Raw genomic sequence first — 12,627 nt, forward strand, 5'->3', positions numbered from 1 at the left:
GTAACAACTTACGCACTTTTTTGCAGAATCAAAAAAATAATTCCGGGATAAGGCCGTGTCGCAGTACGATTATTTCGCATTACTACCGACCTTTCCCGGACTGTCTCTTCATCTATTTATTGACGCGATTCACCGCTGGCTTACTGCGCGCCTTCCGTCCACGCATTCACGCGATCCGTGTGCGCGGCGATCCACGCATCGGCGGCTGCTTCCGGCTTCGAGCCGTTCTGGATCGCCAGCATCACGCTGTCGATTTCGCCCGGTTTCCACTGGAATTTCTTCAGGAACGTGACCACCGGCTTCGCCTTCGTTTCGAGCCCCGGATTCACGACGCTGTCGACGTGCTCCGCGCCGCCGAACACCTTCTTCGGATCCTCGAGGAAGCGCAGCTTCCACTTCGCGAACATCCAGTGCGGCGCCCAGCCCGTCACGATGACCGGCTTGTTCGCACCGACCGAACGCGACAACTCAGCCGTCATCGCACTGCCCGAGCTCGGCATCAGCGTGTAGCTCAGCCCGTAGTTCTTGATCGCTTCGTCGGTCTTGCGCATCACGCCCGCACCGGCATCGATGCCGACGATGCGGCCGCCGAAGCTGCTCTTCTCGGCGTTCAGATCCTCGATGCTCTTCGCCTTCACGTAATCCGGGACGATCAGGCCGATCTTCGCGTCGGGAAAGTTCGCGCCGACGTCGACGACCTTGCTCTTGTATTCGCTCCAGTACGAGCCGTGCGTGACCGGCAGCCACGCGGACAGCGTCGCATCGAGATCGCCGCGCGCGACGCCCTGCCACATGATCCCGGCAGCGACCGGCACGAGCTTCACTTCGTAGCCGAGCTTCTTCTCGATCACGCGCGCCGCGACGTTCGACGTCGCCACGCTGTCATCCCAGCCTTCGACGTAACCGATCTTCAGCGTGGGCTTCGTATCGGCGAGCGCCGATGCGCTCAGCGCCACCATTGCCGACAGTGCGCCGGTCCACAACAGTTTTCCGAACAGCTTCATGGTCGATCTCCTTGATATGCGCACCGTGCGCGTTGCCTCTCTAGGTTCTTCAACCACAAATCCGCGGTATCGTTGTTTTCCGACGGATGCTTGTCCGGACGCGACGCGCCCGGACAGCCGATGGCGTGTTGCGACTACTTGTCGATCACGAGATCCGACAGCGGCTTGCTGCAGCACAGCAGCACCATCCCCTGGTCGATCTCGCGCTGGCGGATGCCGCCGTTGTGCTTCATTTCAACCTGCCCCGACACGAGCTTCACCTTGCAGGTGCCGCACATGCCCTGCGTGCACGAAGCCGGCAGCCGCACGCCCGACTGGCGCGCCGCATCCAGCACGTGCTGCTCCGAGCCGCACGAAATCTCGCGATTGCTCTTGGCGAAGCTGACCGTGTACTGCTTCGTCGCGGCGTCACCGCCTTCGACCGGCGGCACGAGTTCGGCGAGCACTTCGTCGCTCGCGGTCTGCGCGAGCGTTTCGAACGAGAAGCTCTCCTCGTGATACTGCTTGCGATCGAAGCCCGCTTCGTCGAGCAGGTCGCGCACGGCCTTCATGTACGGCGCGGGGCCGCACGTGAAGATCTCGCGCTCCATGAAATCCGGTGCGATCAGCTTCAGCAGCGGCAGCGTCAGGAAGCCCGTGACGCCCGGCCAGTTGGTGCGTGCGCCGACGCGCTCGACGACGAACGACGTGCGGAAGTTCGTGTGGTTCGACGCGATCAGGTCGAGCTCGCGCGCGAAGATGATGTCGTCCGGCGTGCGCGCGCTGTGTACGAACAGGATGTCGCGATCCTCGGCGAGATCATGGTGCGCGCGGCTCATCGACATCAGCGGCGTGACGCCCGAGCCGGCCGACAGGAACAGGTACTTGCGCGCCGGATGCCGCGCGCACGTGAATTCGCCGGCCGGGCCGAGCACGCGCACCGGTGCGCCCGGCTGCAGGTTGTCGTGCAGCCAGTTCGACACCTTGCCGCCCGGCACGCGCTTCACCGTGATCGACACCGTGTGAGGCCGCGCGGGCGACGACGAGATCGTGTAGCAGCGGTTGATCGTTTCGCCGTCGATGTCGAGCTCGAGCGTGAGGAACTGCCCGGGCTCGAACGAGAACGAGCGGCCCTGCGGCGAACGGAAGAAGAAACTCTTCACGTCGTGCGTTTCCTGCCGCACGTGGCAGCACACCAGCGTTTCCTCGACGTCGCTCGTCCAGCGCTCGGGCAGCGCGTTCCAGAAGGCCGGGTGCGTCACCCGGCTGTCCACCGGCTCGAAATTGGCCGCATCTCGCATCATGTCTTGCTCCGCTTGTTCGCTGCTCAGTACTACGCGCCGGTTTTTTCGGCGAGCCGGCCGATGTACCAGGCCGAGAATTTTTCGACGAGACCTTCCGTGAACGGCGAATACGGGCCCGGCTCGTACGCGCTGCTGGTCGCGCCGCGCTGCGAGAATTCGACGAGCGCGCGATCCTGGTCGTTGGTCGCGTTCCACACGGCCGTGAGGTTCTTCACGTCGTAATCGATGCCTTCCTTCGCGTCCTTGTGCACGAGCCACTTCGTGCGCACGAGCGTCTTGCCGGCCGACAGCGGGATCACCGAGAACGTCACGATGTGATCGCTCATGAAGTGGTGCCACGAGTTCGGCTGCGTCCAGAACGACAGCCCGCCGAGATCCGCCTTGTCGAAGCCGCCGAGCAGCTTCTTCGACGCGACCTTCGCATCGAGCGTCTGCGATTCGCCGTGGCGATCGAGCGGCAGGCGCTGCGTGCGGAAACCCGTCACGTCGAGCAGCTTTTCGATTTCGGCGGACGGCAGGCCCATCTCGGCCCACTCCTTACCGCGCCGCACGCAGGTTTCCGCGAACGCGTCCATGCCTTCGGCGTTGGCGTCGGAGCGCTGGTAGCCGAAGCCGTATTCGTACAGCGAGATGGTGAGCTCCGGATGGTTCGCGACGCAGTGGTAGCACTCGCGGTTGTTCTCCATCGTGAGCTTCCAGTTGCCTTCCTCGATGATGTCGATCTGCGCGGCGATCTTCGTGTTCGGCAGATCGTGCGGCAGCAGGTACGGCTCCATCTCGGCGCGCAGTTGCGCGAAGTCGGCGGGCGGCTCGTCGGCGAGGCAGACGAAGATCAGGCCCGCAAGGTTCTCGACGTGCACCGACTTCAGGCTGTGCTTGCAGCGGTCGAACTTCTCGCCCATGTGCTCGGCGAACATCAGCTGGCCCGTCAGGTTGTAGGTCCAGCTGTGGTACGGGCACACGATGTTGCCGACCGAACCTTTATCTTCGTTGCACAGGCGCGCGCCGCGGTGACGGCACACGTTGTGGAACGCGCGGATCGCCATGTCGTCGTCGCGCACGATCAGGATCGAATCGCTCCCCAGTTCCACGGTCACGTAGTCGCCCGGCTCGGGAATGTCCGGTTCGATTGCCACCTGGATCCAGTGCTGGCGGAAAATCGCCTCCATGTCGAGCGCGAAGATGTCCTCGCTCGTGTAGAACGGCGCCTCGAGGCTGTGCCCTTCCTTGCGCCGCTCGATCAATGCACGAATGTCTGCCGATACTTTCATCGTTTGCTCCGGATTCCTTGCATCCCTGGGTTCTTGCCGACAGGCATCAAAATCAGTAGTCGATGAGCTGATGCTCGCGCAAATACGCGAGGATCACTTGTGCTTTTTCGACCGAACTCCCTTCATTTACGACGTTGCCGCCACGGCTTTCGGTCGTCGTCGCGGACAGCATCCGGGCATGCCCGGAGCGCTTCTCGGCGGCGACCAGTTTTACGGGTTTACGCTCGATCGGACCGACCGTCCATGCGGCCGCGTCGGCGTCCGCACCGGGCGCCGCGAGCGCCGGCCGGATCGCGCCGGCGCGCAGCCGCGCATACGCATAGCGCGGCTCGGCATTGGCGAGCGGATGAACGGCGACGACGGCCGGCAGCGCGGCGTCGACGCGCCGCCGCAGCCCTTTCGGCAAAAATTGCCGGACGGCCACGCGGCCGCCGTCGACCGTCACGTCGACAGCAGAACCTACGAGCGGATAGCCGAGCGTCGCGGCGAGGCGATACGGCAGCATGCCGGTGTCGTACGCGCCCTCGGCGCGCGTGCCGGTCAGCACAAGGTCGTAGCCCTCGACGCGCGCGGCGAGCGCATGCACGGCGTCGTCGCCGTCGCGGCAGGCCAGCACCTCGACCTCCCGTGCGCCGAGCGCGAGATATTCGGCAAGCGCCGCATTCGCGGGGTCGCCGGCATGGATCACGTCGAGCTTCGCGCGATGCCGCTCCGCGAGCTGGCGGCCGGTTTCGAGCGCGGCCGCGTCGTTGCGGCTGTAGCGCGCGACGCCGCTGACCGGATGACGGCCGACGGACACGAGCACCGCGATGCGTTGCAGCTGGCGGGGGGCGTTCATGCAGCGACTCCTTCCGGTTCACGGGTGCCGACCGCGGCCGGCGATTCGCCACGCGCGGCGCGCGCGGCCTGCACCTGTTCGATCAGCGCGGCGATCGTGCCCTGCGCGTCGCCCACCACCGTCAGGTTCGCGCGCTTCGCGATCGGCGCGCTGCCGTCGAGGTTCACCGCGATCACGTGGCGGCAGTCCTTGATCCCCTGCAGGTGCTGCACCGCGCCCGAGATGCCGAACGCGATGTACACGCTCGCCTCGACCGTCTTGCCGGTCGCACCGACCTGCTTGTCGCGCGTGAAGTGACCGTTGTCGACTGCGACGCGGCTTGCGCCGATCGCCGCGCCGAACACACCGGCCAGCCGCTCGAACGCGCCGATGTCGGACACGCCGTTGCCGGCCGACACGATGAAATCGGCTTCCTCGAGTGCGACCTGGGCCGCATCGATTTCGTCGAGACCGAGATCGCGATACGGCTGCGCGGCGTCATGCACCGGGCGGATGAAGTCGGCGGCCAGGCGTTCGCCCGCACCGACGAACGGCAGCTTCGCGTCGACCGCGTTCTGCGCGAGCAGGATCACGTCGGGCAGCGCACGGGTGGCAAACGCGCGCCCGGCCTGCGCATACGCGCCGACATGCTTCGCGTCGATCTCGACGACGTGCGCCGCGACGCTCGCGCCGGCGGCCGCCGCGTAACGCCGGCCGAGATCGCCGTCGCCCGTCGCGTTGTCGGGCACGAACACGTGTTTCGGCGCGAGTGCCGCAACGCACGCCTGCAACGCTTGCAATTCGCTTTCAGGGTCGAACGCACGACGATCGAAGCCGGCGAGTTCCAGCAGCTTGTCGACGCCCAGTGCGGCCACGTCGTCCTTCAGCTCGCCGAATGCGAGCAGCGCGACTTCGGTCTGTGCATCGGCGAGCAATGCGGCGGCGGCGATTGCCTGCCGCGAATGATCGTCGAGCGCGCCGCGTTCGCTGTGCGCGACCACCAGCATCACGTGCTTCGGATCCTGCACCGCGCGGCGCGGCTTCGCAGCGGCTGCGCCATGAGCGTGCGCGGAACCGTGCACGGCGTTCGCATCGGCGCTGCCTTCCTCGCCGAGCGTGATGCGCTTCAGGCCGGCGGCCGTGATGATGAACGGCCGGCGCGGATCGATTCGTTTGATCGTATTCATCGATTCACTCCAGCGAGGCGGCAACGAGTTCGGCCACGTCGAGCACGTCGGGGCGCGGGCCCACGACGCCTTCGAGCATCGCCGTGCAGTTCGGGCAGGCAACCGCGACCACGTCCGCGCCGATCGTGCGGGCGTCGGCGATGCGGATGTCGGGAATGCGCTGCTTGCCGGGGATGTCGGTCAGCGGCGCACCGCCGCCACCGCCGCAGCAGCGGCCGCGCATGCCGTTGCGCTCCATCTCGACGACCTGGATGCCGATCGTCTTCAGCAGCTTGCGCGGCGCTTCCGTCTCGCCGTTGTAGCGGCCGAGGTAGCACGGGTCGTGATACGTGGTGCGCTTGTCCTGCAGCGCTTCGACGGCCTTCGGCGCGATCTTGCCGCTGTCGGCCAGTTCGGCGAGGAAGGTCGTGTGATGCTTGACCGTCACGCGCAACCCGAGCGCACGGTATTCGTTGCGCAGGCTGTGCATCACGTGCGGGTCGGCCGTCACGATCTGCTTGTAGGACAGCGTGTCGAGCGTGCCGATCAGGCGCTTCGCCATCTGCTGGAACGTCGCTTCGTCGCCGAGCCGGCGGGCGACGTCGCCCGTGTCGGTCTCGGTCGAACCGAGCACCGCATAGTCGACACCCGCCTTGTTCAGCACCTTGACGAATGCGCGCAGCGTGCGCTGGTAGCGCATGTCGAACGCACCTTCACCCGCGACGAACAGCACGTCGACCGGCTTGCCGGGCTGAGCGACCGGCGCGCTCAGGTCGACCGACCAGTCGTAGCGTGCCGCCGTGTCGTAGCCGCCCATCGTGCCCGTCTCGCGCAGGTTCGCGAGCACTTCCTGGCCCTTGCCCGGCACCGTGCCGTGCACGAGCGTGCGGTTGCGGCGCATGTCGACGATCGCGTCGACGTGCTCGATCAGCATCGGGCACTCCTGCACGCATGCGCGGCAGGTGGTGCACGACCAGAGCGTCTGCTCTTCGATCAGGCCCGACACGATCGGGCCGTTGGGCTCGCCGCGATGCTGGCCGACCGCGAGGCCCGGCGTCGGGCTGCCCGCGTACGCCGCATCGGTGCCGCCCGCCATCCCGACGACCAGATCCTGGATCAGCTTCTTCGGGTTCAGCGGCTGACCCGACGCGAACGCGGGGCATGCGGCTTCGCACTTGCCGCACTGCACGCACGCGTCGAAGCTCAGCAGCTGGTTCCAGCGGAATTCGACCGGCTTCGCGACGCCGTACTCCTGATGCTCGATGTCCGGCAGCTTCAGCGCGGTCGGCGGCGTGGCCGTGCCGTTGCCCGTGAACGATTCGCGGGTGGCCGCGAAACGCTCCTGGCGCGGGTGGAAGGCCAGGTGCAGAAGACCTGCGATCGCATGCTTCATCGGGCCGCCCTTCGCGGCGCCGACCGTCATCGTGAAGGCACCGACACCGATCAGCACGGCGCAGAGCACCGCAAACGCACCCGACATCGCGCCGGTCGGCACCAGCATGAACAGCACGAGGCCGAGCGCGAACGAGCCGAGCAGCCAGGGCAGCGTATTCCACGGGCCGCGCGACAGGCGGGCCGGCACATCCTTCGCCGCGCGACGGCGCCACACGAACACCGCGCCGACCAGCATCGCGAGCGCCGCGAGGAAGGTCAGCTTGTCGAGCCACGGCGAGTAGATCGCGAGGCCGTAGTTGATGAACACCAGCGCGAGCGCGCCGATCGCGCCGCCGGCCGTCGCGACGTGCGTCTTCGCGATGTACGGATCACGGGCGACCACGTGGTGCAGGTCGACGAAGTAGCGCTTCGGGATCGCGAACAGGTTCGCGACGCCGAACGTGCCGGGCGCGGTGGCCCGGCCGAGACGCCAGTAGGACGAGCGCTTCGCGACCGCGAACGCGAGCCCCGCCACCGACAGCCACAACAGGGCGGTAATGAGGAAGGACGGGTTCATCGTTTAGAAATCCTTCACGAGACGCAGCGAGTCGTAGATCGCACCGTGGACGTTGTGCATCGAGATGCAATCGCCGACACGGAACAGCAGGAAACGGCCGTTGCCGAGTTCTTCCGACAGGCACGGTTGCGGCTCGGCCGCGAACAGCGTGTGCGGATCGATCTGGCCACGGTTCACCGATTCCGGCTTGAGCTTCCAGTACAGCTCGTCGTTCGGCGACGAACCGTTTTCGATCACCACCTGGTCGACCGCGCGCTCTTCCAGTTCTTCCGTGTACTCGTTGCGCAGCACGGCGATCAGCTTGCCGTCCTCTTCGTAGACGCGATCGAGCATCGTGTTCGGCGTCGGGATCACGCCGAATGCGTACAGGCGGCGATAGAAGATCGGGAACGTCGTGCCGCCGCAATCATCGGCGACCTTCACGTCCGGCGTGACGACCTCGACCTTCGAGCCGCGGCTCGCCATGAAATCGGCCACGCCGGCGCCCGCATGCGTGCTCACGCCATCGAACAGCAGCACGTTCTGCTTCGGCTCGACCTTGCCGGTCAGGATGTCCCACGAGCTGACGGCCAGCCCCTCGGCCACGCCCCAGCCCGGCACCTGCCACGTGAAGCTCGACCCGCCCGTCGCGAGCACGACGATGTCCGGCTTCTCGGCCATGATCATCTTCTCGTCGGCGGCCACGCCGAGGCGGCGATCGACGCCCAGGCGCTTCGTTTCCATGTCGAACCAGCGGATGATCCCCGACATCTGTTCACGCTGCGGCGCCTTCGCGGCGATCATCACCTGCCCGCCCACTTCGGCATTCTTCTCGAACAACACCACGTCGTGGCCGCGCAGCTTCGCGACGCGCGCGGCTTCGAGCCCTGCGGGGCCCGCGCCGACCACCACGACCTTGCGCTTCGGGCCGCGCGACTTCTCGATGATGTGCGGCATCGTCGCTTCGCGCGACGTCGCCGCGTTCTGGATGCACAGCACGTCGAGGCCGTTGTACTGGCGGTCGATGCAGTAGTTCGCGCCGACGCACTGCTTGATTTCGTCTTCGCGGCCGTCGCGGATCTTGATCACCATGTGCGGATCGGCGATCTGCGCGCGCGTCATGCCGACCAGGTCGATCATGCCGGTCGCGAGCAGGCGCTCGGCCTGACCCGCATCGCGGATGCTCTGCGCGTGCATCACCGGAATCTTCACGACCGACTTGATGCCGGCCGCGAGGTGCACGAACGGCTCCGGCGGCAGCGCCATCGGCGGCATGCAGTTGGCGATCGTGTTGTGCGTGTCGCCGCCCGAACCGACCACGCTCAGGTAGTCGATCAGGCCCGTCTCCGACATCGCCTGCGCGATTTCCTTCAGCGCTTCGTGATCGAGGCCGTCCTCGTGGAATTCGTCGCCGCACATGCGCAGGCCGACGCAGAAATCCTTGCCGACCGCCTCGCGCACGGCCGTCAGCACTTCGATGCCGAAGCGCAGGCGGTTCTCCAGGCTGCCGCCCCATTCGTCGGTGCGGTGGTTCGAACGCTTGCTCCAGAACTGGTCGATCAGGTGCTGGTGGGCGGCCGAGATTTCGATGCCGTCCATGCCGGCCGCCTTCACGCGCTTCGCGGCGGCCGCGAAGTCACCGATGATGCGGCGGATTTCCTCGATCTCGATGATCTTCGCGTTGCCGCGGTGCACGGGTTCGCGCACGCCCGACGGCGACATCAGGTGCGGCCAGTGCTCGCCGTGGAACGACGAGCGACGGCCCATGTGCGTCGCCTGGATCATGATCTTCGCGCCGTGCTTGTGCATCGTGTCGGCGAGACGCGTGAGCGGATCGATGATCTTGTCGGTCGACAGGTTCACCGATTTCCACCAGCCCTGCGGGCTGTCGATCGACACCGGGCTCGAACCGCCGCAGATCGCGAGGCCCACGCCGCCCTTCGCCTTTTCTTCGTAGTAGCGGATATAGCGGTCGCCCGGCAGGCCGCCCGGCTCGGCATACACCTCCGCATGCGCGGTGCTGACGATCCGGTTGCGCAGCGTCAGCTGGTTCAGCTGCATGGGTTTGAACAGGTGGGGATAACGCATCGCTGGCGACCTCTGGCGTTCGAATGTCTCGTGTTGCGGGTGTTGTTGTGTTTCAGTGAATCAATGCGTCAGGGCTTCAGTGCGCGATCGGCGACACTTCGAAGACGCAGTGGTCGTGATGCTCGGCCGCGCACTGCACTTCCTTCGATTGCGCACGCGGCGCGCCCTTGCCTTCCGGCGTCGTGTCGTTGACCCAGTCCATCGCGCCGGCGAACCAGCCCGCGAACATGTAGCAGAGCTTGCCTTCCTTGCCCGGCTGCTGGAGCACGAACGACGAGTGACGCAGCTCGATCTTCGCGCGTGCGCTTGCCGGATCGGCTTCGATGATCGAGAACAGGCCCCAGCCGCGTTGCGACAGGCGCTTCAGGTAGTGCTCGAACACGGCCATGCCGGTCAGGCCGTGCAGCTTCGCTTCCTTGTCGCACCAGTGGTAGGCGGACTTGTAGCCGGCCTTGTACAGGATCTCGGCATACGCTTCGACGCCGAGCGCTTCCTCGACCGCGACGTGGTTGTTCGTGAAGAAGTGACGCGGCACGTACAGCATCGGCAGCGCGTCGGTGGTCCAGACGCCGGTATCGGGATCGACGTTGATCGGCAGTTGCGGTTGCATCGTGGTGACTCCGTGAGGAAAGTGGCCGCGCGGCTCAGTGCGCAGGCGCGACATCGTCCGCGCGCCCGTGCGGCTTGCACGGGCGCGTCCCGATTTCTTTTAATGTTGAATCGCTGGCGGCGGTTCGGCGTTCGCGGCGCTTATGCGCCCCACACGTCCTTGAACACGCGCACCCAGTTCTCGCCCATGATCTTGCGGATACGCGACTCCTTCCAGCCGTGGCGTTCCATCGCCGCCGTCAGGTTCGGGAATTCGCCGATCGTGCGGATGCCGTCCGGGTTGATCACCTTGCCGAAGTTCGTCAGCTGGCGATAGCGACCCTTGTCATGCGTCAGCATGTCGAAGAATTCCTTCGCGTAATCCTGCGTGAAGTCCGTGCCGATGCCGACCGCATCCTCGCCGATCAGGTTCACGACGTAGTCGATCGCCTCGATGTAGTCGTCGATGTTCGCTTCGATCCCGCGCTTGAGGAACGGCGCGAACATCGTCACGCCGACGAAGCCGCCCGCATCGGCGATCTCCTTCAGCTGTTCGTCGCTCTTGTTGCGCGGATGCTCCTTCAGGCCCGACGGCAGGCAGTGCGAATAGCACACCGGCTTCTTCGAGAACGCGATCGCTTCCGACGACGTATTGCCGCCCACGTGCGACAGGTCGACCATGATGCCGACGCGGTTCATCTCGGTGATCACTTCGCGGCCGAAGTCCGACAGGCCGCCGTCACGTTCGTAGCAACCGGTGCCGACCAGGTTCTGCGTGTTGTAGCAGAGCTGCACGACGCGCACGCCCATGTCGGCGAACGCTTCGATGTAGCCGATATTGTCCTCGAACGCATGCGCGTTCTGGAAGCCGAGGATCACGCCGGTCTTGTCTTCCTTCTTCGCGCGGAAGATGTCTTCCGTCGTGCGCACCAGCGTCAGCAACTCGCTGTTGTCGCGGATCTTCTTCTTCATCACGCCGATGTTGTCGACGGTCTTGGTGAAGTTCTCCCACACCGACACCGTGCAGTTCGCGGCAGTGATGCCGCCACGGCGCATGTCTTCGAACACCGGCTTCTCGAACTTCGAGATGTTCAGCCCGTCGATGATGATGCTGTCTTGATGCAGCGTGCTCATGTGTTGCTCCAGTATTGTCGGGTCGGTGGGATCAATAGATCGGGAAGCGTTCGCACAACGCGAAGATCTCGCGGCGCACGCGCTGTTCGGTCGCGTGGTCGCCTTCCGGGTTCGCGCGCAGCGCGTCGAACACTTCCAGGATCAGGCGGCCCACCTCGCGGAATTCCGCGACGCCGAAGCCGCGCGTCGTGCCGGCCGGCGTGCCCAGGCGGATGCCCGACGTGACGGTCGGCTTCTCGGTGTCGAACGGGATGCCGTTCTTGTTGCAGGTGATGCCCGCGCGCTCCAGTGCCTGTTCGACCGGCGCGCCCTTCAGGCCCTTCGGACGCAGGTCGACCAGCAGCAGGTGGTTGTCGGTGCCGCCCGTGACCAGATCGACGCCGCCCGCCTTCAGCACTTCGCCGAGCGCCTGCGCGTTCGCGAGCACGTTGTCGATGTAGGTCTTGAAGTCCGCATGCAGCACTTCGCCGAACGCGACGGCCTTGCCGGCGATCACGTGCATCAGCGGGCCGCCCTGCAGGCCGGGGAACACGGCCGAGTTGATCTTCTTCGCGATCTCCTCGTCGTTGGTCAGCACGAAGCCGCCGCGCGGGCCGCGCAGCGTCTTGTGGGTGGTCGACGTGACGACGTGCGCATGCTCGACCGGGTTCGCGTGGCGGCCCGCGGCGATCACGCCGGCGATGTGCGCCATGTCGACCATCAGTTTCGCGCCGACGCTGTCGGCGATCGCGCGGAAGCGCGCGAAGTCGAGCGCACGCGGGTAGGCCGAGAAGCCGGCGATGATCAGGTTCGGCTTGTGCTCGTGCGCGAGCGCTTCGACCTGGTCGTAGTCGATCCGCATCGTGTCGCGGTTCACGCCGTACTGGACCGCGTTGAACCACTTGCCCGACAGCGCCGGCTTCGCGCCGTGCGTCAGGTGGCCACCCGCGTCGAGCGACATGCCGAGCACCGTGTCGCCCGGCTTGGCCAGCGCGAGCATCACCGAGCCGTTCGCCTGCGCGCCCGAGTGCGGCTGCACGTTCGCATAGCCGGCATTGAAGATCTGCTTGACGCGCTCGATTGCCAGCGCCTCGACTTCATCCGCGAATTCGCAGCCGCCGTAATAGCGCTTGCCCGGATAGCCTTCCGCGTACTTGTTGGTCAGCACCGAGCCCTGCGCCTCGAGCACGGCGCGCGACACGATGTTTTCCGACGCGATCAGCTCGACCTGCGACTGCTGACGCTCGAGTTCCTTCAGGATGGCGCTGCGCACCGGCGCGTCGCGCTCGGCGAGGGGCTGCGAGAAGAAAGGCTGGGTGTTCGACATAGTGCGTCCGTGACGAAGAATAAGGGGCTGAAACCGAAGC

Annotated in this window: 10 protein-coding genes; all 10 read right to left on the minus strand. The window is 65.8% G+C overall.

Annotated elements, in window-relative coordinates; all coding sequences use genetic code 11:
- Nucleotides 1-140: 140 nt before the first annotated feature.
- Nucleotides 141-1,004 carry a glycine betaine ABC transporter substrate-binding protein gene (locus tag F3J15_RS03775; RefSeq protein ID WP_166887939.1) on the minus strand — a complete coding sequence of 288 codons (864 nt, stop codon included), beginning with the start codon at nt 1,002-1,004 and terminating at the stop codon, nt 141-143.
- A gap of 134 nt (nt 1,005-1,138) precedes the next feature.
- Complete coding sequence (locus F3J15_RS03780; protein ID WP_166887942.1) at nt 1,139-2,287, minus strand: hybrid-cluster NAD(P)-dependent oxidoreductase; 1,149 nt, start codon at nt 2,285-2,287, stop codon at nt 1,139-1,141.
- A gap of 29 nt (nt 2,288-2,316) precedes the next feature.
- Nucleotides 2,317-3,558, minus strand: coding sequence for an aromatic ring-hydroxylating dioxygenase subunit alpha (locus tag F3J15_RS03785; RefSeq protein WP_069252361.1), 1,242 nt, complete (start codon nt 3,556-3,558; stop codon nt 2,317-2,319).
- A 52-nt stretch (nt 3,559-3,610) separates the two neighbouring features.
- Entirely contained in the window at nt 3,611-4,396 is a 786-nt protein-coding gene (locus tag F3J15_RS03790) for an electron transfer flavoprotein subunit beta/FixA family protein (protein ID WP_069252362.1), read from the minus strand.
- Nucleotides 4,393-5,562, minus strand: coding sequence for an electron transfer flavoprotein subunit alpha/FixB family protein (locus F3J15_RS03795; RefSeq protein WP_166887945.1), 1,170 nt, complete (start codon nt 5,560-5,562; stop codon nt 4,393-4,395). Before F3J15_RS03795 ends, F3J15_RS03790 begins: the two co-directional genes overlap by 4 nt.
- A gap of 4 nt (nt 5,563-5,566) precedes the next feature.
- A complete protein-coding gene (locus tag F3J15_RS03800; protein WP_166887948.1) occupies nt 5,567-7,492 on the minus strand; it encodes a (Fe-S)-binding protein in 1,926 nt (641 codons plus the stop codon).
- Between the two features lie 3 nt (nt 7,493-7,495).
- Entirely contained in the window at nt 7,496-9,559 is a 2,064-nt protein-coding gene (locus F3J15_RS03805) for an NADH:flavin oxidoreductase (protein ID WP_021160633.1), read from the minus strand.
- A gap of 76 nt (nt 9,560-9,635) precedes the next feature.
- Nucleotides 9,636-10,169, minus strand: a complete 534-nt coding sequence (locus tag F3J15_RS03810; protein WP_006488993.1) for a DUF5943 domain-containing protein — start codon at nt 10,167-10,169, stop codon at nt 9,636-9,638.
- 140 nt (nt 10,170-10,309) lie between these two features.
- Nucleotides 10,310-11,281: a dipeptidase gene (locus F3J15_RS03815; protein ID WP_021160631.1), complete on the minus strand. Its 972-nt coding sequence runs from the start codon at nt 11,279-11,281 to the stop codon at nt 10,310-10,312.
- Between the two features lie 31 nt (nt 11,282-11,312).
- On the minus strand, nt 11,313-12,587 hold the full coding sequence (locus F3J15_RS03820; protein ID WP_059600252.1) for a serine hydroxymethyltransferase: 1,275 nt from the start codon (nt 12,585-12,587) through the stop codon (nt 11,313-11,315).
- Nucleotides 12,588-12,627 lie beyond the last annotated feature (40 nt).

It is taken from the genome of Burkholderia sp. Ap-955 (genome assembly GCF_011753045.1).
Lineage (GTDB): Bacteria > Pseudomonadota > Gammaproteobacteria > Burkholderiales > Burkholderiaceae > Burkholderia > Burkholderia lata_D.

What these genes read in the sequence shown, in the direction of transcription:
- F3J15_RS03775 (WP_166887939.1), bottom strand. Translation starts at nt 1,004, where the DNA reads ATGAAGCTGTTCGGAAAACTGTTGTGGACCGGCGCACTGTCGGCAATG.
- F3J15_RS03780 (WP_166887942.1), bottom strand. Translation starts at nt 2,287, where the DNA reads ATGATGCGAGATGCGGCCAATTTCGAGCCGGTGGACAGCCGGGTGACG.
- F3J15_RS03785 (WP_069252361.1), bottom strand. Translation starts at nt 3,558, where the DNA reads ATGAAAGTATCGGCAGACATTCGTGCATTGATCGAGCGGCGCAAGGAA.
- F3J15_RS03790 (WP_069252362.1), bottom strand. Translation starts at nt 4,396, where the DNA reads ATGAACGCCCCCCGCCAGCTGCAACGCATCGCGGTGCTCGTGTCCGTC.
- F3J15_RS03795 (WP_166887945.1), bottom strand. Translation starts at nt 5,562, where the DNA reads ATGAATACGATCAAACGAATCGATCCGCGCCGGCCGTTCATCATCACG.
- F3J15_RS03800 (WP_166887948.1), bottom strand. Translation starts at nt 7,492, where the DNA reads ATGAACCCGTCCTTCCTCATTACCGCCCTGTTGTGGCTGTCGGTGGCG.
- F3J15_RS03805 (WP_021160633.1), bottom strand. Translation starts at nt 9,559, where the DNA reads ATGCGTTATCCCCACCTGTTCAAACCCATGCAGCTGAACCAGCTGACG.
- F3J15_RS03810 (WP_006488993.1), bottom strand. Translation starts at nt 10,169, where the DNA reads ATGCAACCGCAACTGCCGATCAACGTCGATCCCGATACCGGCGTCTGG.
- F3J15_RS03815 (WP_021160631.1), bottom strand. Translation starts at nt 11,281, where the DNA reads ATGAGCACGCTGCATCAAGACAGCATCATCATCGACGGGCTGAACATC.
- F3J15_RS03820 (WP_059600252.1), bottom strand. Translation starts at nt 12,587, where the DNA reads ATGTCGAACACCCAGCCTTTCTTCTCGCAGCCCCTCGCCGAGCGCGAC.